Annotated in this window: 16 protein-coding genes; 10 read left to right on the top strand and 6 right to left on the bottom strand. The window is 64.9% G+C overall.

The features are described from left to right. Positions 1 to 14 precede the first annotated feature (14 nt). From RPPS3_RS00080 to RPPS3_RS00065, 4 genes are read left to right on the top strand one after another with little or no spacing between them, the layout of a single operon-like run. On the top strand, positions 15 to 515 hold the full coding sequence (locus RPPS3_RS00080) for a FixH family protein (RefSeq protein WP_107346359.1): 501 nt from the start codon (positions 15 to 17) through the stop codon (positions 513 to 515). 34 nt (positions 516 to 549) lie between these two features. Next, positions 550 to 2,748, top strand: coding sequence for a heavy metal translocating P-type ATPase (locus RPPS3_RS00075; protein WP_107342293.1), 2,199 nt, complete (start codon positions 550 to 552; stop codon positions 2,746 to 2,748). Next, positions 2,739 to 2,924, top strand: coding sequence for a cbb3-type cytochrome oxidase assembly protein CcoS (ccoS, locus tag RPPS3_RS00070; protein ID WP_107342292.1), 186 nt, complete (start codon positions 2,739 to 2,741; stop codon positions 2,922 to 2,924). Before RPPS3_RS00075 ends, ccoS begins: the two co-directional genes overlap by 10 nt. Before the next feature lies 1 nt (position 2,925). After that, positions 2,926 to 3,174, top strand: a complete 249-nt coding sequence (locus RPPS3_RS00065; RefSeq protein ID WP_107342291.1) for a hypothetical protein — start codon at positions 2,926 to 2,928, stop codon at positions 3,172 to 3,174. 84 nt (positions 3,175 to 3,258) lie between these two features. Here RPPS3_RS00065 and RPPS3_RS24865 read toward each other — a convergent pair whose 3' ends face one another. Continuing rightward, positions 3,259 to 3,681: a hypothetical protein gene (locus RPPS3_RS24865; protein WP_159060633.1), complete on the bottom strand. Its 423-nt coding sequence runs from the start codon at positions 3,679 to 3,681 to the stop codon at positions 3,259 to 3,261. Between RPPS3_RS24865 and RPPS3_RS00055 the strand changes: the two genes are divergently transcribed. The 5 genes from RPPS3_RS00055 (at position 3,662) to RPPS3_RS00035 (ending at position 9,157) form a co-directional block, all read left to right on the top strand. Then, positions 3,662 to 4,171, top strand: a complete 510-nt coding sequence (locus RPPS3_RS00055; RefSeq protein WP_107342289.1) for an Lrp/AsnC family transcriptional regulator — start codon at positions 3,662 to 3,664, stop codon at positions 4,169 to 4,171. The genes RPPS3_RS24865 and RPPS3_RS00055 overlap by 20 nt on opposite strands. Before the next feature lie 263 nt (positions 4,172 to 4,434). Continuing rightward, positions 4,435 to 5,514 carry a methyl-accepting chemotaxis protein gene (locus RPPS3_RS00050; protein WP_107342288.1) on the top strand — a complete coding sequence of 360 codons (1,080 nt, stop codon included), beginning with the start codon at positions 4,435 to 4,437 and terminating at the stop codon, positions 5,512 to 5,514. Between the two features lie 209 nt (positions 5,515 to 5,723). Further along, on the top strand, positions 5,724 to 7,415 hold the full coding sequence (gene kaiC / locus RPPS3_RS00045) for a circadian clock protein KaiC (RefSeq protein WP_107342287.1): 1,692 nt from the start codon (positions 5,724 to 5,726) through the stop codon (positions 7,413 to 7,415). Between the two features lie 9 nt (positions 7,416 to 7,424). Further along, positions 7,425 to 7,709, top strand: coding sequence for a circadian clock KaiB family protein (locus RPPS3_RS00040; RefSeq protein WP_107342286.1), 285 nt, complete (start codon positions 7,425 to 7,427; stop codon positions 7,707 to 7,709). Continuing rightward, positions 7,706 to 9,157 carry a sensor histidine kinase gene (locus RPPS3_RS00035; protein ID WP_107342285.1) on the top strand — a complete coding sequence of 484 codons (1,452 nt, stop codon included), beginning with the start codon at positions 7,706 to 7,708 and terminating at the stop codon, positions 9,155 to 9,157. The genes RPPS3_RS00040 and RPPS3_RS00035 overlap by 4 nt, the downstream gene beginning before the upstream one ends. Before the next feature lie 45 nt (positions 9,158 to 9,202). On the opposite strand, the gene RPPS3_RS00030 is transcribed toward RPPS3_RS00035, so the two are convergent. After that, the gene (locus RPPS3_RS00030; protein ID WP_164637548.1) at positions 9,203 to 9,682 is read right to left on the bottom strand and encodes an Lrp/AsnC family transcriptional regulator; all 480 of its coding nucleotides are present in this window, start codon (positions 9,680 to 9,682) and stop codon (positions 9,203 to 9,205) included. Between the two features lie 126 nt (positions 9,683 to 9,808). Between RPPS3_RS00030 and hppD the strand changes: the two genes are divergently transcribed. Beyond that, a complete protein-coding gene (gene hppD, locus RPPS3_RS00025; RefSeq protein WP_107342283.1) occupies positions 9,809 to 10,927 on the top strand; it encodes a 4-hydroxyphenylpyruvate dioxygenase in 1,119 nt (372 codons plus the stop codon). 285 nt (positions 10,928 to 11,212) lie between these two features. Here hppD and gyrB read toward each other — a convergent pair whose 3' ends face one another. From gyrB to dnaA, 4 genes are all read right to left on the bottom strand, one after another. Beyond that, positions 11,213 to 13,654: a DNA topoisomerase (ATP-hydrolyzing) subunit B gene (gyrB, locus tag RPPS3_RS00020; protein ID WP_107342282.1), complete on the bottom strand. Its 2,442-nt coding sequence runs from the start codon at positions 13,652 to 13,654 to the stop codon at positions 11,213 to 11,215. A gap of 216 nt (positions 13,655 to 13,870) precedes the next feature. After that, positions 13,871 to 15,010, bottom strand: coding sequence for a DNA replication/repair protein RecF (gene recF / locus RPPS3_RS00015; RefSeq protein ID WP_107342281.1), 1,140 nt, complete (start codon positions 15,008 to 15,010; stop codon positions 13,871 to 13,873). A 199-nt stretch (positions 15,011 to 15,209) separates the two neighbouring features. Further along, positions 15,210 to 16,328: a DNA polymerase III subunit beta gene (dnaN, locus tag RPPS3_RS00010; RefSeq protein ID WP_107342280.1), complete on the bottom strand. Its 1,119-nt coding sequence runs from the start codon at positions 16,326 to 16,328 to the stop codon at positions 15,210 to 15,212. 241 nt (positions 16,329 to 16,569) lie between these two features. Beyond that, positions 16,570 to 17,988: a chromosomal replication initiator protein DnaA gene (gene dnaA / locus RPPS3_RS00005; RefSeq protein ID WP_107342279.1), complete on the bottom strand. Its 1,419-nt coding sequence runs from the start codon at positions 17,986 to 17,988 to the stop codon at positions 16,570 to 16,572. Positions 17,989 to 18,666: the final 678 nt, after the last annotated feature.

The following is an 18,666-nucleotide window of genomic DNA, read 5'->3' as shown; positions in this document are numbered from 1 at the left end:
ACCGGAGCCTTATGATGAGCCGTTCGCAATCATCGCCGCGTCCTCTCACCGGCAAAGTCGTTCTCGCCGTCCTGGTGGCGTTCTTTGGCATCGTGTTCGGCGTCAACGGACTGATGATGACGCTGGCGATCAAGACGCTGCCCGGCACCGAGGTCGACAGCGCCTACGCCGCCAGCCTCGCTTACGAACGTGAGATCGCAGCCGCGCGTGATCAGGATCAGCGCGGCTGGAAGGTCGAAGCCAAGGTCGAGCGCAAGCCCGATGGCGCCGCCGTGCTGCAGGTCGAAGCCCGCGACAAGGCCGGCCTGCCGCTGGCCGGTCTGAACTTCTTCGGCCGGCTGGAGCGGCCGTCCGACAAGCGCTACGACCGCGAGGTTGCGCTCGCGGAGGTCGGCAGCGGCGTGTACCGGGGGGACGCCAATGGCGTGCTGCCGGGCCGTTGGGATCTGGTTCTGGAAGGGGATCAGGGCGGCGTTCGCATGTTCCTCTCCAAGAACAAGCTGCTGTTGAACTAAGCGCCGATCCGGCAGGCGTGACGAGGATCGCCGAATGCTGCAAACGCGGGATTTCTCTCACTACGTCAAAGACGTCGACGGCCGGATCGCGCATCTCGACCTCGCCGTAGAGGGCGTTCACTGTGCCAGCTGTATGGCCAAGATCGAGCGCGGCCTGCAATCGATCCCGGACGTGACGCTGGCCCGCGTCAATCTCACTGATCGCCGTCTCGCGGTGGAGTGGAACAAGGGCAGCACGCTGGAGCCCGGCCAGTTCATCGATCGCCTCGCCGAGCTCGGCTACAAGGCTTACCCCTACGAGCCGGTGCGGGCCGAAGTCGAAGAGGCCGAGCGCACCAAGTTCCTGCTGCGCTGCCTCGGCGTCGCCGTGTTCGCCACCATGAACGTGATGATGCTGTCGGTGCCGGTGTGGTACGGCGGCGATCTCAGTCCCGAAGCACGCGACTTCTTCCATTGGCTGTCGGCGCTGGTGGCGCTGCCCTGCGCCGCCTATGCGGGGCAGCCGTTCTTCCAGTCGGCATTCCGCGCGCTGAAGGCCAAAAGCGTCAACATGGACGTGCCGATCACGATCGGCATCACGTTGGCGCTCGGCATGTCGCTGGTCGAGACCATCAATCACGCCGAGCACGCTTACTTCGATGCCGCCGTGATGCTGATCGCGTTCCTGTTGGCGGGCCGTTTCCTCGACCAGAAGATGCGGCAGAAGACCCGCGCGGTCGCCGGCAATCTCGCCGCGCTGAAGGCCGAGACCGCCACCAAGTTCGTCGGCCCCGATGAGATCAGCGAAGTGCCGATCGCCGCCGTCCGCGCCGGCGACATCGTGCTGCTGCGCCCCGGCGAGCGCTGCGCCGTCGACGGCACGGTGATCGAAGGCCGCTCCGAGATCGACCAGAGCCTGATCACCGGCGAGACGCTGCATGTGCCGGCTGAGCGCGGTACCCAGGTTTATGCCGGCACGCTGAACATCTCCGGTACGCTCCGCGTGCGCGTCGCGGCGGCCGCAGAGGGCACGCTGCTGTCCGAGATCACTCGCCTGCTCGACCACGCGCTGCAGGCCCGCTCGCGTTACGTCCGGCTGGCGGACCGCGCCTCGCAGCTCTATGCGCCGGTGGTGCACGCCACCGCGCTGCTGACGATCATCGGCTGGGTGCTGGCCGGTGCGGGCTGGCACGATTCGATCGTGATCGGCATCGCGGTGCTGATCATCACCTGCCCCTGCGCGCTCGGCCTCGCCATTCCGGCGGTGCAGACCGTCGCATCCGGGGCGATGTTCCGCGCCGGCGTGCTGCTCAACGCCGGTGATGCGATCGAGCGCGCCGCGTCGGTCGACACCATCGTGTTCGACAAGACCGGCACGCTGACGTTGCCCGAGCTGGATGTCGTCAACGCTGCGGGCATCCCGCCCGACGCGTTCGACCTCGCCGGCCGGCTCGCGCTCGCCAGCCATCATCCGGTCGCCGCTGCGGTGGCGCGGGCCGCGCACGCCAAGTCGCCGTTGCCGAACGTGGTCGAAGAGCCCGGACGCGGCGTCCGCACTACCTTTGGCGGCGAAGAATTGAGGCTCGGCAGTCCGGCGTTCTGCGGCGCCGATGCCGAAGCCAATCAGATCCTCAGCGAAGACCCCGAAGTCTCCGTGGTGGCGTTCAGCCGCGGCCAACAGCGGGTGGTGTTTGCGGTGCGCCAGTTGCTGCGTCCCGATGCTGCCAAAACGATCGACGCGCTGATCAATCGCGGCATCGCGGTGGAGCTGCTGTCGGGCGATCGAGAACCGGCGGTGCGCCATGCGGCCGATGCGCTCGGCGTGTCCGCCTGGCGTGCCGGGGTGAAGCCGGCCGAGAAGATCGCCCATATCGAGGCGCTGAAGAAGCAGGGTCGCACCGTGATGATGGTCGGCGACGGCATGAACGACGCACCGTCGCTCGCCGCCGCGCACGTCTCGATGTCGCCGATCAGCGCCACCCATCTCAGCCAAGCCACCGCCGATCTGGTGTTCCTCGGCAAGGAGCTTGCGCCGGTGCTGGCCGCGGTCGATTATTCGCGTAAAGCGATGGCGGTGATGCGGGAGAATCTCGGTCTGGCGATCGGCTATAATGTGCTGGCGGTGCCGATTGCGATCGCAGGCTATGCCACACCGCTGATCGCGGCGCTGGCGATGTCGGGATCGTCGCTGCTGGTGATGCTGAATGCGATGCGGGCCCGCCGCGTTCGCCGGGGAGCCGCGGCATGGAAGTAATGGTGATCCTGGTCCCGCTGGCGCTCGGGCTCGGCCTGCTTGGACTGATTGCGTTTCTGTGGTCGCTGAAGAGCGGCCAGTACGAAGATCTCGACGGAGCCGCCTGGCGAGCGATCGCCGACGACGATCCGCCCTTGCCACCGCCGGCTACTGCGCCGGCAGAAAAGCGAGGCTGATATGGCGATGCTCACCTATGACGACCGGCCGCGGATCGCGGTCGCGTTCGAGGCTCCGGCCAAGCCCGCTGCCCCACCGGTGATCGATCCGGCGCCAGCACCTGCCGCCACCGAGGCGCCGATCGAGCCCGACGAGGACGTTCAGGAGCGCTGGCTCCAGGCGCAGCCCTGGCCGCGCCGCTGGTTTGCCCGGTTTTACCGCGCGCTGCGCAAGCTGCAGCCGGCATTTCCGCCGATGTCCTGCTGCTGAGCGGCCGGTTCCCTCCTGCTCAGCAGATCGACGTAAGATCAAAGCTTTAAGCGCGCTTCATCTGGGTGAAACAGAGCGCGGCTATCAGGCCGGCGTACCCGCTCCCCCGAGCGAGTCGACGACCAATGAAGTGCCGCCATGTCCCATGCCTTTATCATCGAAGTGAATTCGCGCGCCGCCGGTATCGTGGTTCGCGACGGTCGCAGTTTCCGCTTCCACGCCGCTAGCGACGACTTCTCCGGGCTCGAAGGGCAGGGCTTCCGCTCGCCCGGAGATGCGCATAAAGCCGCGGTCCGCCATCTGGAAAACTGCCCCGCAGCGCGCGCTCCTAAGCTCAGGGTTGCGTAACTGCTTGAAAACGATGGCGTTTACGTCCTCCGCGAGCGCGGCGTTGCACCGGCGCATGCGCGGAACCAGTGGCTTGCGAGAAATTTCATTCCATATATGATGCTGCGCGTCATTGAATTTGGAAGAAAGTTCTCTCGCCATGACCGACACCGACAGCATCGTCGCCGAATCCAGTCGGCGGCTGGATGCCATTGACCGCAAAATTCTGACGGTGCTGCAGCAGGATGCCTCGCTGTCCGTGGCCGAGATCGGCGATCGGGTCGGGCTGTCGTCGACGCCGTGCTGGAAGCGGATCCAGCGGCTCGAGGCCGACGGGGTGATCATCAAGCGGGTCGCTCTGGTCGATCAGGACAAGATCGGGCTCGGATTGTCGGTGTTCGTCTCGATCGAGAGCGGCGATCACTCCGACGCCTGGCTGAAGACCTTCGCCGATGCCGTCAGCGCGATGCCCGAGGTGATCGAGTTCTACCGGATGGCCGGCGATGTCGACTACATGCTGCGCGTCGTCGTCGCCGACATGCGCGCCTACGATCAGTTCTACAAGAAGCTGATCGGCACGGTGGCGCTGAAGAACGTCACCTCGCGTTTCGCGATGGAGAAGATCAAGTCGGTGACGGCACTGCCGGTGCCGCCGATGCCGGTATCCTAATCGCCTGGATTTGCTTGGTCGCACGACCTCGGCCGGCGAATCAGTAGCGATGGTGGCGATTCAGAACTCCTTCGGTCGAAGGTAGTTAGTTGCCGTTCTGAATTGTGATGATTGTTAGTTGTCGACTAATCGGTCGATTTGCACAAACTAACAGCAATCGAAGGTTGCTTCCGGGCGTCTTTCCCTGTTTTTGGTTTAGTCCTCATTAGGACTATTCGCTCAAATTTATCCCCGGCGCCGTACAGCGTCGGGGATGGAAACATATGCACGCCGCAGCCGTTCGCAGAGACGATCCGGCGGGTGAGCCCAAGGCGGATGATCGCGCCGATATCTCTGCGCTGGTGGCGCGGCTGACGTCGGAGGTGAACGAGATTGCCTGCGGCAAAACCCGGACGATCCAGAAGATTACCAGCCAGATGAAAATTCTGGCGCTCAATGCGCTGATCGAAAGTGCCCGCGCCGGCAAGCAGGGCGCCGGCTTCGCCATCGTGGCGCAGGAAGTCCGCAACGTCGGTGCCCAGATCGAACAGATCGCGCGCGACCTCGAAACCCAACTCACCAAGCGAACCGGCGAGCTGATCGACTCGATCGGCAATATGACAGAACGATCACGCGGTGACCGGCTGGTCGATCTGGCGCTCAACGCCGTCGAACTGATCGATCGCAATCTCTATGAGCGCACCTGCGATGTCCGCTGGTGGGCGACCGATTCCGCTGTGGTCGACTGCGTGGCTGAGCCTTCCGCCGAGGCGGTCGCCTATGCGTCCACGCGCATGGGCGTGATCCTGTCGGCCTATACGGTGTATCTCGATCTGTGGCTGTGCGGCCTCGACGGCACCATTCTGGCTAACGGCCGGCCCGACCGTTTCGCCGTGGCAGGCAAGAACGTGGCGGGGCAGGGCTGGTTCAAGGAAGCGTTGCGGCTGCGCAGCGGCGACGACTATGTGGCAGGCAATATCGAACGCGTGCCGCTGCTCGGTGATGCGCAGGTGGCGACTTACTGCGCCAGCGTCCGTGCCGACGGCCGCAGCGACGGCGCGCCGCTCGGCATCCTGGCGATTCACTTCGACTGGGAAGCTCAGGCCAAGGCGATCGTGCAAGGCGTGCGGGTCGACGATCCGAACCGCTCGCGGGTGCTGCTGCTCGACGCCGACCGCCGTGTGATTGCCGCTTCGGATGGGCAGGGGATTCTCGATGAGCGCTTTCCGCTGCAGTCGGCTCATCCGACCTGTGGCACCTATCGCGACGGCCGGGGAGCGCTGGTCGGCTTCCACCTGACGCCCGGCTACGAGACCTATCGCGGGCTCGGCTGGTACGGCGTGATCGTCAGCTCCCCGGAGTGATGGATTTCAGATCGTGACCTGTTTCGAGACAGTGCGCCGCTCAGTGGCCCGCTAGAATCGTCAAGTTAGTTTGACAGTTAGGTAGGATCAGTCGCCGCAACGCAGAAAGCCTCGTTTCGTTCCCGCGTCGGACACCAGGATTTTCGTTGGGCTTCCACTAGGCAGCGAGTTCCTGTTCTCCTACAAATCGGAAAACGGCCTGGGGTACGATGGCGGACGGCATATCCAAATCTCTGACGGGGATCGAAGGGTTCGACGATCTCACCCTTGGCGGCTTGCCCTCAGGGCGACCCAGTCTGGTGTGCGGTTCGGCCGGCTGCGGCAAGACGCTGTTCGCCTCCACCTTCCTGATCAACGGCGCGCGCTTTTATGACGAGCCCGGCGTGTTCGTCACCTTCGAAGAGCGTCCGGTCGACATCGTCGATAACGTCGCCTCGCTGGGCTTCGACCTGCAGGGGCTGATCGAGCAGGAGCGGGTTCTGATCGAGCACATCGCGATCGATCCGACCGAGGTCGCCGAAGTCGGTGACTACGATCTCGAAGCGCTGTTCTTGCGGCTGGAGTTCGCGGTCGACCAGATCGGCGCCAAGCGGATCGTGCTCGACACCATCGAGAGCCTGTTCTCGGCGTTTCAGAATCCCGCCGTGCTGCGCGCCGAAATCCGGCGGCTGTTCGATTGGCTGAAGCAGAAGGGCCTCACCGCAGTCATCACCGGCGAGCGCGGCGACGGCACGCTGACCCGGCAGGGGCTGGAGGAGTACGTCTCCGACTGCGTCATCCTGCTCGATCACCGCGTCGACAATCAGATTTCGACCCGCCGGCTGCGCATCGTTAAATACCGCGGCACTGCGCACGGTACCAACGAATATCCGTTCCTGATCGACGAAGAGGGCTTCAGCGTTCTGCCGGTGTCGTCGCTCGGGCTGTCACATAAGGTGCACGAGGAGCGGATCTCGAGCGGCGTTCCCGATCTCGACGCGATGCTGTCCGGCGGCGGGTTCTATCGCGGCACCAGCGTGCTGATCACCGGCGTCGCCGGTTCGGGCAAGAGTTCGCTGGCCTGCATGATGGTCGACGCCGCCTGCCGGCGCGGCGAGAAGGCGTTGTATCTGTCGTTCGAAGAATCCGAGGCGCAGACCGTCCGCAACATGAAATCGGTCGGCACCGATCTCGGCCGCTGGCTGAGCAGCGGCCAGCTTCGCTACATCGGGGCGCGGCCGACGTTCTATAGCCTGGAAATGCACTTGGCGGTGATGCTGCGCGAAGTCGCGCGTTTCAAGCCGGACCTCGTGGTGCTCGATCCGATCTCGGCGTTCACGGAAAGTGGGCAGATCGGCGAAGTGCAGTCGATGCTGTTGCGCATCGTCGATTACTTGAAATCCAACGGCATCACCGGCGCCTTCACGCATCTTGCGCACGGCGCTCAGACCGAAACCGACGCCGGGCTGTCGTCACTGATGGATGCCTGGATCCTGCTGCTCAATCGCGAAGCGCACGGCGAATTCAATCGCGAGCTCTATCTGCTCAAGGCACGCGGCATCGCGCACTCCAACCAGGTGCGCGAGTTCGTGATGTCGAACGACGGCATCCATCTGTTGCCGCCCTATCTCGGCGAAGGCGGTGCGCTGACCGGATCGGCGCGCCGGGCCGAGGAAGCCAAGGCGCGGCGCGCCGAAAGCGAGCGCCGCGTCGAGGTGGCGCGGGTGCAGGACCAGATCGAGCAGCGCCGCCGGCGTGCGCTCGCGCAGATCGAGGCGCTGAAGGCCGATCTGGCGGTCGACGAGGCCGAGCTGCAGCGGCTCACGCAAGATGAAGTCAGCTTCCGGGCGCAAAGCGAGCGCGATGTCAGCGAGATGGCGCGGAGCCGGGGCCTGATCGGCTCGCCCGACGACACCGAATAGGGGACGACGATGGCCGATCCGATCAAACTGGTGCTGTACGTCGCCGGCGAGACGCCCAAATCCCTCGCGGCGATCCGCAATCTCGAGAAGATCTGTGCCGAACATCTGGCCGGCAAGTACAAGGTCGAGGTCATCGATCTGAAGAAGCAGCCGCAGCTCGCCCGCGAGCACGGCATCGTGGCGATCCCGACGCTGGTGAAGGAGTTGCCGGTGCCGATCCGCAAAATCATCGGAGACTTGTCCGATACGCCGAAAGTTCTGGTGCATCTGGCGGTGGAGGAGCCGTCCTCGTGACGTCGGCGGTCTCGGCGCTGAGCAGGGCGGAACTGGAAGCCCGGCTTGAGGAGGCCGAGGAGACGCTGCGGGCGATCCGCGACGGCGAAATCGATGCGGTCGTGGTCCGCGGCGCCGACGAAGAGCAGGTGTTCACGCTCGAAGGCGGCGGCCAGTCGTATCGCACCTTCATGGAAGCGATGGACGTCGGGGCCGCGGCGTTCGATCAGGATGGCCAGCTGCTCTATGCCAATCAGGCGCTTTGTGCGCTGCTCGACTACGCCCATGGCTCGCTGACCGCATCGGCGCTGATCGGATTGCTCGATCAGGTGAATCAGGCGGCGTTCCGTCGCCTGCTGGCGCAGGCCCAGCGCGAACGGCAATCCGCCGAAATCCACCTGCGGGTCGGCAGTGCCGAACGCAGCATGCTGCTCACCGGCACCCCGCTGGAATTTGGTGTGGTCCGCGGCGCGGCGATCACCTTCACCGACATCAGCGAGCGCGAGCAGGCTGCCGCCGCCCGCGAGTCCGAGCGGCTGGCGCGCGCGATCCTGTCCTCGGCCAACGAGGCGGTGATCGTCTGCGACCGAGCTGGCCGCGTCACCCATCTCAATGGCGCCGCGATGCGGATCTGCGCCGAGGCGCCGGTCGGCAAGACCTTTGCCGAGGCGATCGCGCTGAGCTTCCCCGAAGCTTCCGAACTGATGAGCAGCGACGACATCGTCGTGATGGCGACCGCGGGCTTGCCGGTGCAGGGGCTGGAGGCGGCGGTGCGCATCCCCTCGGCCGTGATCACCGACGTGATGATCAGCGCGGCGCCGCTGGTGGTTTCGGGCGAGCGCACTCAAGGCTGCGTGGTTACGCTGGTCGACCTGTCGCAGCGCAAGGCCGCCGAGCGGCATCAGGCGCTACTGATGGGCGAGCTCGACCATCGCGTGAAGAACACGCTGACCATGGTGATGGCGATCTGCGCCCGCACCGCCGCGCACGAGCGCACCATCGAGGATTTCCAGAAATCCTTCACCGGCCGGATTCAGGCGCTGGCTGCGACCCACACGCTGCTGTCGAATGCCTCGTGGCAGAACCTGCAGATCCGCGATGTGCTCGCCGCCGAGCTGGCGCCGTTCGCCTCGCTGTCCAGCGGCCGTATCGTCACCGATGGTCTCGACATTGCGGTCGACGCCAAGACCGCGGTGTCGCTCGGCTTAGTGTTTCATGAACTCACCACCAACGCGGTGAAATACGGTGCCTTGTCGGTGCCGTCGGGGCGGATCTCGGTGCGCCGGGTCGGCGCCACCGACGAGGCGCTGACGATCGAATGGCAGGAGCACGACGGCCCGCCGGTGACGCCGCCGCAAAGCTCCGGCTTCGGCCAGACGCTGATCTCGCGCAGCCTCGGCAATGGCGGCGCCAAGCTGGAGTTTCCGCCCGCCGGCGTGGTTTGTCAGATCTCGATTCCGAGAAGCTGAACAACGTCGGGCAGTACTGCGCCTGATCGCTGTCGTCCAAAAGAGTCAGCCGTCCGTGAGCTGTTTCAGCGGCAGCCGTGCGCTTTCCTTGAGGCGATCGAGCACGATTGACGAGCGCACATGCGCGACACTCTGGTGCGGCATCAGCACGTTGTTGACGAGGTCGGAGAGGCCTTTCAGGTCGCGCAGTACGGCCTTCAGCACGTAGTCCGCATCACCGGTCAGCGAATAGGCTTCCTGCACTTCGTCGATCCGGCCGACCAGTGATCGAAACTTCTCGGCGTTGCCCGGCGAGTGCGTCGCCAGCGTGATCTGGATGAAGGCGACCACGCCGAAGCCAAGCGCATCGCCGGACAGCTCGGCCCGATAGCCGGTAATGATATTGTCCTGCTCCAGCCGCATCCGCCGCCGCGAGCATTGCGACGGCGACAGCTGCACCCGGTCGGCCAGCTCCTGGTTGGTGAGGCGGCCATCGTCCTGCAGCGCGCTGAGGATCTTCAAGTCGAACGCATCGACAGATATCATGCGAAAAAGCTCGGTTTGATGCACGGATCGTGCGCAGGCTAGCGCGATCGGCTCGCATTTGCACGCTTCTTGCGGGCGGCGCGGACGATACTACCGGCTCAAAGAACCAATCTGGAGGAGCCGCCAATGGGACCATTTCCGCACGATGCGCAGCCGGCCACGATCAGCGCCGACAATCCGATGGGCACGGATGGCTTCGAATTCGTCGAATTCGCCCATCCGGATCCGGCGCAGCTTCATAGCCTGTTCAAGCTGATGGGCTTCAGCCTGGTTGCGAAACATCGCACCAAAGCGATCTCGGTCTATCGCCAAGGTGACGTCAACTATCTGGTCAATGAGCAGCCCGGCACCCACGGCACCGACTTCGTCACCGCGCACGGCCCTTGTGCGCCGTCGATGGCGTTCCGGGTGGTCGATGCCAAGGAGGCCTATGAGCGGGCGATCGCACTCGGCGCCGAACCGGCCGGCGTCACGGCCGCGCAGGCCACGCTGGACGTCCCGGCCATCAAAGGCATTGGTGGAAGCCTGCTGTATTTCGTCGATCGCTACGGCGCCAAGGGCTCGGCTTATGACGCCGAGTTCGATTGGGTCGGCGCCCGTGATGCTCGGCCGATAGGGGCCGGCCTCTATTACATCGATCACCTGACCCACAACGTTCATCGCGGCCGCATGGACGTATGGACGGAGTTCTACGCCAAGCTGTTCAACTTCCGGCAGATCCGCTTCTTCGATATCGAGGGCCGCGCCTCCGGCCTGTTCTCGCGCGCGCTGACCAGTCCGGATGGCAAGATCCGGATTCCGATCAACGAGGATGCCGGCGACTCCGGCCAGATCGAAGAATATCTCAACCTGTATCGCGGCGAGGGTATTCAGCACATCGCCTGCGGCTGCCGCGATATCTACAGCACCGTCGAAGGCCTGCGCGCCGCCGGCCTGCCGTTCATGCCGTCGCCGCCCGAGACGTATTTCGAGCGCGTCGATGCACGGCTGCCAAAGCATGGTGAGGATGTCGCCCGGCTGCAGCGAAACGGCATTCTAATCGACGGCGAAGGCGTTGTGGACGGCGGTCAGACCAAGGTGCTGCTGCAGATCTTCTCGGCCAATGCGATCGGCCCGATCTTCTTCGAATTCATCCAACGCAAGGGCGATGACGGCTTCGGCGAAGGCAACTTCAAGGCGCTGTTCGAGTCGATCGAAGAAGACCAGATCCGCAGAGGCGTGCTGAAGACGGGGGAGGCGGCTTAGGCGTGGGACTCGGCGTTGCCGGGCGCCCCAAAGTTTAGCTCAGTAAGCGCACTCGACTCACAGCATTTTTGTAGGTCACTTAGTTCGCCACGAATGCCGTCATGGCCGGGCTTGTCCCGGCCATCCACGCCTTTCGCGCATGGACGTCGGCAAGGCGTGGATGCCCGGCACAAGGCCGGGTATGACGCGTGGAGACGGACGCGCTGGATTTCGGAGGGCGCGTGTCGGGTAGCCCTTAGGGCAAAGGCGCAGCGTCTCGGAGATCGCTGCGATCGACGACGTCAGTTACACGTCCACGGTCGCGTGCAGCGAGTTCTCCTGGATGAACTCGCGGCGCGGCTCGACGACGTCGCCCATCAGCTTGGTGAAGATGTCGTCGGCTTCGTCGACTTCGCGCACCTTCACCTGCAGCAGCGACCGCGCGTTGGTGTCGAGCGTGGTCTCCCACAGCTGTTCCGGGTTCATCTCGCCGAGGCCTTTGTAGCGCTGCAGCGTCACACCCTTGCGGCCGGCGTCGGTCACCGCCTCGAACAGGCTGACCGGGCCGTGGATCGCAGTTTCGGCGTCCTTGCGGCGCAGCAGGCCGGGCCGCGGATACACTTCCTGCAGGATCGCCGCATATTCATCGAGCTTGCGCGCGTCGGCCGAGCCGAGCAGCGCATCGTCGATGGTCGCGACTTCCTTGACGCCGCGCACCGTGCGCTCGAATGCGAAGCCTTCGCCTTCGATGAAGCGGCCGACCCAGCCGCGTTCGACCTCGTCGGCCAGCGCGTCGAGCCGCCGAGCGATATAGGCGGCAGCTTCATTGGCGGTGGCGATGTCGGTGGTGATCCGCGGGCTGAGCACGCCGGCGATCGCCGCCTGTTCGACCACGCTGCGGTTATAGCGGCTGTGCAGATTGTGCAGCGTGCCGCGGATCACGCGCGCATCCTCGACCAGCTTCAGCAGGTCGCGGCGGCCGCGCTCTTCGCCGGTCGCCAGCTTGAACACGCAATCGTCGAGGCCGGTGGCGATCAGATAGTCTTCGAGCGCGCGTTCGTCCTTGAGATACTGCTCGGACTTGCCGCGCGTCACTTTGTAGAGCGGCGGCTGCGCGATGTAGAGATAGCCGCCCTCGATCAGCGCCGGCATCTGCCGGAAGAAGAACGTCAGCAGCAGTGTGCGGATGTGCGCGCCGTCGACGTCGGCGTCGGTCATCAGGATGATCTTGTGGTAGCGCAGCTTCGACAGGTCGAAGTCTTCGCGGCCGATGCCGGTGCCGAGCGCGGTGATCAGCGTGCCGATCTGCTCGGAGCTCAGCATCTTGTCGAAGCGCGCGCGCTCGACGTTGAGGATCTTGCCGCGCAGCGGCAGCACGGCCTGGAATTCGCGGTTGCGGCCCTGCTTGGCGGAGCCGCCTGCCGAGTCACCCTCGACGATGAACAGTTCGGATTTGGCCGGATCGCGCTCCTGGCAGTCGGCGAGCTTGCCGGGCAGCGAGGCGATATCGAGCGCGCCCTTGCGGCGGGTCAGTTCGCGCGCCTTGCGGGCGGCTTCGCGCGCAGCGGCGGCTTCGACCACTTTGCCGATCACGATCTTGGCTTCGGACGGATGTTCTTCCAGCCACGCCGCGAGGGCTTCGTTGATGACGTTTTCGACCACCGGCCGCACTTCCGAGGACACCAGCTTGTCCTTGGTCTGCGACGAGAACTTCGGGTCGGGCACCTTCACCGACAGCACGGCGGTGAGGCCTTCGCGGCAGTCGTCGCCGGTCAGCGCGACTTTCTCTTTCTTGGAGCCGGCCTCGGCATAGCCGGTGATCTGTCGCGTCAGAGCGGCGCGGAAGCCGGCCAGATGGGTGCCGCCGTCGCGCTGCGGGATGTTGTTGGTGAAGCACAGCACGTTCTCATGATACGTGTCGTTCCACCACAGCGCGGCTTCGACCGCGATGCCGTTCAGTTCGGCGCCGATCACCACCGGGGTGGGCACGATCGGCTTCTTGTTGCGATCGAGATATTTGACGAATTCGGTGACGCCGCCCTCGTAGCGCATCTCTTCGCGCTTCTCGACCGCGTGGCGCATGTCGGACAGCACGATGTAGACGCCGGAATTGAGGAAGGCGAGTTCGCGCAGCCGGTGCTCCAGCGTGGCAAAGTTATACTCGATGTGCGTGAACGTCTCGGCCGAAGCGTAGAACGTCACCTCCGTGCCGCGCTTGCCATTGGCGTCGCCGACGACTTTCAAAGGTGCCACCGCGTCGCCGTGGGCGAATTCGATGTAGTGCTCCTTGTCGTTGCGCCACACCCGCAGCATCAGCTTGCTCGACAGCGCGTTGACGACCGAGACGCCGACGCCGTGCAGACCGCCCGACACCTTGTAGGAGTTCTGGTCGAATTTTCCGCCGGCGTGCAGTTGGGTCATGATGACCTCGGCTGCCGACACGCCTTCGCCCTTGTGAATGTCGACCGGGATGCCGCGACCGTCGTCGCGCACCGTCACCGAGCCGTCGGCGTTGAGGATCACCTCGACGCGGCTGGCATGGCCGGCGAGTGCTTCGTCGATCGCGTTGTCGACGACTTCGTACACCATGTGGTGCAGGCCGGAGCCGTCGTCGGTGTCGCCGATATACATGCCCGGCCGCTTGCGAACGGCATCGAGGCCCTTCAGCACCCGGATCGATTCCGCGCCATATTCGGCCGGCGCGGGATGCACGGATTCGGCAGAGGGCTGCCGGGCAGGTTCAGTCATGCAGGGACCTTCAGGATTGCGATCGAATCGGCGTGCGCCATTCGTTGCGAAGCGCTCTTTTGTGCCATGAAAGGTGGGTCGTCACCAGCGCAAAGTCGCGCCGTTCAACCCGTTGAAGAGATAGAGATTTTAGCCGCGTTCGCAAGCCTCGCGAAGGCCGATTCGACGGTCGCTGCAAACCGCGGCCAAGCTGCCGATTTTGCGCGTCTCAGCGCCTCATCCGCGCGGCCTGATTCGCCCGTTCTCGACGTCGAAAATGCCTGCTGCCGGACCGATCTCGGCAAACGCCAAAGGATCGGCGCCAGTCATCCAAACCTGCGCGCCGAGCTTGCCGAGTTCGGTGAACAGCGCCGCGCGGCGGCCGGGGTCGAGATGCGCCACCACTTCATCGAGCAGCAGCAGCGGCGTGATCGAAGTGGTTTCGGCAACGAGCTGCGCGTGCGCCAGCACCAGGCCGATCAGCAGGGCCTTCTGTTCGCCGGTGGAGGCATCGCGCGCCGGCATCGCCTTGGGCGCGTAGATCACTTCGAGATCGGTAAGGTGCGGTCCGTCGAGCGTGCGGCCGGCGGCGGCGTCGCGGCCGCGGCTGTCGCGCAGGATGGCGCGGTAGCGGTCTTCCACCGCGGTCGCCGGCTCGGAGGTCAGCGCGTTCTCCATCCAGCCGTCGAGCATGATCTTGGCAGACGGAAATGCCGAGGTGGCGCCGCGGGCGTCGAGCATCGCGGCGAGCTTGAGCGCGGTCTGGCCGCGCTGGGCTGCCACTGCGATCGCAAGCTCCGCGGTTTCGCGCTCGATGGCGTCGAGCCAGTGCGAGTCGGCGTTGCGGATGTCTTCGAGAAGCCGGTTGCGCGACCGAAGGCTGCGATCGAGCGCCGAAACCCGGGCCGAATGGCCGCTGTCGATCGCCAGCACCAGGCGGTCGAAGAACCGCCGGCGTTCCGAGGCCGCGCCCATGAACAGCCCATCCATCGACGGCGTCAGCCACACCATCCGCAGATGATCGCCGAACGCGGCCGCCGACCCGACCGGCTCGCGGTCGATCCGGCAACGCCGCGTCGTTGTGGTGTCGCCGCGCGGCGGCTCGATCCCGGTGCCGAGCGTCGCCAGCCCGAGCGCACCTTCGACTTCGGCCGACACCGCCCAGGAGCCGTCGCCCTCATGATCGGCGACGTCTTCCAGCGTCGCACGCCGCAATCCGCGGCCCGGCGACAGAAACGAGATCGCTTCCAAACAATTGGTCTTGCCGGCGCCGTTCGGCCCGACCAGCACCACCTGGTCGGCCGTCGTGGTCAGCGACGCCCCGCGATAGTTCCGAAAATGCGTCAGCGTCAGGCGTGTGATGCGGGCGGCGGTCATGATCAGGGTGTCATTGCCGGGCTTGACCCGGCAATCAAGCGTCCGCGCCAGCGGACAGAATTATCGTCGAGATCCTGCGACGTCTCGCTGGCCGCAACGCTTGGGTCACACGATCAAGATGGATTGCCGGGTCAAGCCCGGCAATGACGAATTCGGCTCCAACCGTGCGATGACGATGGTGCTATTGAAGCGGCTCGTATTACACCCGCATCGGCATCAGGACGTACAGCGCATTCTTGGAATCGCGGTCCTGGATCAGGGTCGGCGAGCCGGGATCGGCGAGCTTGAGAACGGCGACTTCGCCTTCGATCTGCGCGGCGATGTCGAGCAGATAGCGCGAGTTGAAGCCGATATCGAGCGGATCGGAAGCGTATTCGACCTCGAGTTCTTCGGTCGCGCTGCCGGAATCCGGATTGGTCACCGACAGCACCAGCTTGCCGGCGGACAGCGCCAGCTTCACGGCGCGGCCGCGTTCAGAAGAAATCGTCGAGACGCGGTCGACCGCGGCTTCGAAGTCCTTCTTGTCGACCAGCAGTTCCTTGTCGTTGTTCTGCGGGATCACCCGGCCGTAGTCCGGGAAGGTGCCGTCGATCAGCTTGGAGGTCAGCACGACATTGCCGAGCGTGAAGCGGATTTTGCCGGTCGACAGTTCGATGCCGATCTCGGCTTCGGTGTCTTCGATCAGCCGCTGCACTTCGCCCACGGTCTTGCGCGGTACGATCACGCCCGGCATGCCGTCGGCGCCGCTCGGCAGCGTCAGGTCGAGCTGCGCCAGCCGGTGGCCGTCGGTCGCAACCGCGCGCAAGCTCGAAGCCTTGGGGCTGCCGGCGGTGTGCAGATAGATACCGTTGAGATAGTAGCGGGTCTCTTCGGTCGAGATCGCGAACTGGGTGCGATCGATCAGCCGCTTGACGTCGGAGGCCGGCAGCCGGAAGGCGTGGCTCATCTCGCCGGCGGCAAGATCCGGGAAGTCGCTCTCCGGCAGCGTCTGCAGCGTGAACCGCGAGCGGCCGGCGCGGATCGCCAGCACCGAGCGGTCGCCGTCGCTCTCGAGCACGATCTGCGAGCCGTCCGGCAGCTTGCGGACGATGTCGTAAAACATATGCGCCGGCACGGTCGTCGAACCCGCGGTCGCGGTTTCGGCCGGCAGCGTCTCGGTGACCTCGAGGTCGAGGTCGGTCGCCTTCAGCGCAAGCTGCGCGTTTTCGGCGCGCACCAGCACGTTGCCGAGGATCGGGATGGTGTTGCGGCGCTCGACCACGCGATGCACGTGGCTCAACGACTTCAACAGTTGCGCGCGTTCGACCGTGACCTTCATTGCAAAACCCGCCTGCTCCGCGCCCACATCGTGTGATGAAGCTGCCGGATATGATGGAGGTGCCCGGCAGCCGTTGCGGCGCCAAGGCCATTGGCACCCGCTGAGGTCGCCCGGACCCCGCGGGGGGTCCGCAGGGTGGCGTGGTTGAGCGATCGACGCAAGAGCACGCGACCGCCGCCGGCGCAAATTTCCCCGAGATTCGGCCCGAGAATGAAGGCCGCCTGCAGCGAGCGCGAGCGCCTTACTCCTGAAGCTGGCGCTTCAGGGATTCGACCTCGTCCGACAGCGTGGTGTCCTTCGACACCAGCCCTTCGATCTTGCGCACGGCATGCAGCACCGTGGTGTGGTCGCGCCCGCCAAAGCGGCGGCCGATCTCCGGCAGCGAGCGCAGCGTCAGCGTCTTGGCCAGATACATCGCGACCTGACGCGGCCGCACCACATTGGCGGTCCGGCGCGACGACAACAGATCGGAGCGGCTGACATTGTACTGCCGCGCCACGATGCGCTGAATGTCTTCGATCTTGATGCGCTTCGGCTCGGATGGGCGGATCAGGTCGCGCACTTCGTGCTCGGCCATCTCCAGCGTCACCGGCTGATTGTTCAGTTTGGAGTGCGCCAGCAGGCGATTGATCGCGCCTTCGAGATCGCGGCCATTATGCGTGATGGTGCGCGCGAGATACTCGAGCACCGGCTGCGGCACGTCGAAGCTGACGTGATGGGTGCGGGCCGCGACCACGCGCGAGCGCAGGATGCCGAGGCGCAGATCTTCGCCGAGCGGCGCCATTTCGACCACGAGACCACCGGCGAGCCGCGAGCGCACGCGCTCGTCGAGGCTTTCCAGATCGGCCGGCGGCCGGTCGGCGGCCACCACCACCTGGCGGCCGGCGTCGATCAGCGCGTTCAGCGTGTGGCAGAACTCGGCCTGAGTGGTCTTGCCCTGCAGGAATTGAAGATCGTCGATCACCAGCACGTCGATGCCGCGCAGCGCTTCCTTGAAGGCGAGCGAGGTCTGCGTCTTCAGCGCCGCGACGAAGCCGTACATGAACTTCTCGGCGGTGAGATACAGCACCTTGCGTTCGGTGCCGGCATTGCCGGCCCAGGTCACGGCCTGCAGCAGATGGGTTTTGCCGAGACCGACGCCGGAGTGAATGTAGAGCGGATTGAACATCACCGGGTCGCCGCGGCGGCCTTCGGCCACCTGCTTGGCGGCGGCGTGCGCCAGCGTATTGGAGCGGCCGACCACGAAGCTCGCAAACGTCAGGCGCGGATCGAGCGGCGAGCCGCCGAGCGCATCGTGATTGGCCGAGACCGGCGTCGCGCCGTTGCTGCGTTCAGCCGACGGACGCTGCTCGTCGCGGCGGCTCTCCACCGGCGCCGGCGCTTCCTTGGCGGGCGCTGCACAGCGCACCGGCGAACGTACGGTGAGGTCGACGCGATTGACCTCCGGCAGTTCGGCCTGCCAGCACGACAGCACCTTGTCGGAGTAGTGCGTCTGAATCCAGCTCTTCAGGAACCGGGTCGGCACCGACAGGTGCACGCTCTCGTCCTGGACGCTTTCGAGGTCCATCCGCGCGAACCAGCTCGAATAAACGTCCTCGCCGACGCTCGAGCGCAAACGGCCCTTCACGCGTGACCAGCGATCCTGTTCCATGTTCGACATTTCAGCAGCTTTTCAATTCCAGAGTTACGGGCCATCGCAGCGGCGAGCCATGACGGCTCACGCCATCGCCGCGACCAGCGAGTTGAGTTCGGACATGGCTCCGCCGCTTCGGCTGAAGCAGCCGGCGTCAGATCAGGGCCGAAGAGAGATGGAAAAAGGTCAGCTCAGCGGAGGACTCGACGGATAAACCGGAGTGTGAGCACGGCAATGACTATTGAAAAACGCATGGCCCGCGAAGGCGGAAAATTCAACCGGATGATCGGCAGGTTCGAATGATACGTCGACTTCGGTGCTCATGAAACCTCCCCCTCTCGCCGCGCTTGCGCGCGGCCAGACGTCGCCAAAACAAAACCGCGTCGATGCTCTCACCAAGACTGCGTCTGCATTCCGCTGGATCGCCGGTGCCGTCGTTCTTTAGAAACCTTCGAACGAAGGCTTCCGCTTGAATTCAGACACGGCTTCGCCGGCCCCATATTGCTATGAGTTGCAGGTCGACCGTCATTTGGAAAAGCCACCAACATGCACACCGCCGCCGATTTGCATGTCCGCCCTTGGTTCTCAAACCGCGCTGATCTGAAGAGCCGTGGGCGTCGCGGGTGGACTATGAAAACCACGACGGCCCCTCCGCTGCAATGGATATGATTCCGAGGGGAGGGTGAAGATTTCGCCTCGACCGGT

Source organism: Rhodopseudomonas palustris (assembly GCF_003031265.1).
Classification (GTDB): Bacteria; Pseudomonadota; Alphaproteobacteria; order Rhizobiales; family Xanthobacteraceae; genus Rhodopseudomonas; species Rhodopseudomonas palustris_H.
The sequence above is the reverse complement of the archived record's forward strand: the minus strand, read 5'-3'. Positions and strand labels throughout refer to the sequence as shown.

Coding starts and splice junctions, on each gene's coding strand:
- RPPS3_RS00080 (WP_107346359.1), top strand. CDS start 15: ATGAGCCGTTCGCAATCATCGCCGCGTCCTCTCACCGGCAAAGTCGTT.
- RPPS3_RS00075 (WP_107342293.1), top strand. CDS start 550: ATGCTGCAAACGCGGGATTTCTCTCACTACGTCAAAGACGTCGACGGC.
- ccoS (WP_107342292.1), top strand. CDS start 2,739: ATGGAAGTAATGGTGATCCTGGTCCCGCTGGCGCTCGGGCTCGGCCTG.
- RPPS3_RS00065 (WP_107342291.1), top strand. CDS start 2,926: ATGGCGATGCTCACCTATGACGACCGGCCGCGGATCGCGGTCGCGTTC.
- RPPS3_RS00055 (WP_107342289.1), top strand. CDS start 3,662: ATGACCGACACCGACAGCATCGTCGCCGAATCCAGTCGGCGGCTGGAT.
- RPPS3_RS24865 (WP_159060633.1), bottom strand. CDS start 3,681: ATGCTGTCGGTGTCGGTCATGGCGAGAGAACTTTCTTCCAAATTCAAT.
- RPPS3_RS00050 (WP_107342288.1), top strand. CDS start 4,435: ATGCACGCCGCAGCCGTTCGCAGAGACGATCCGGCGGGTGAGCCCAAG.
- kaiC (WP_107342287.1), top strand. CDS start 5,724: ATGGCGGACGGCATATCCAAATCTCTGACGGGGATCGAAGGGTTCGAC.
- RPPS3_RS00040 (WP_107342286.1), top strand. CDS start 7,425: ATGGCCGATCCGATCAAACTGGTGCTGTACGTCGCCGGCGAGACGCCC.
- RPPS3_RS00030 (WP_164637548.1), bottom strand. CDS start 9,682: ATGATATCTGTCGATGCGTTCGACTTGAAGATCCTCAGCGCGCTGCAG.
- hppD (WP_107342283.1), top strand. CDS start 9,809: ATGGGACCATTTCCGCACGATGCGCAGCCGGCCACGATCAGCGCCGAC.
- gyrB (WP_107342282.1), bottom strand. CDS start 13,654: ATGACTGAACCTGCCCGGCAGCCCTCTGCCGAATCCGTGCATCCCGCG.
- recF (WP_107342281.1), bottom strand. CDS start 15,010: ATGACCGCCGCCCGCATCACACGCCTGACGCTGACGCATTTTCGGAAC.
- dnaN (WP_107342280.1), bottom strand. CDS start 16,328: ATGAAGGTCACGGTCGAACGCGCGCAACTGTTGAAGTCGTTGAGCCAC.
- dnaA (WP_107342279.1), bottom strand. CDS start 17,988: ATGTCGAACATGGAACAGGATCGCTGGTCACGCGTGAAGGGCCGTTTG.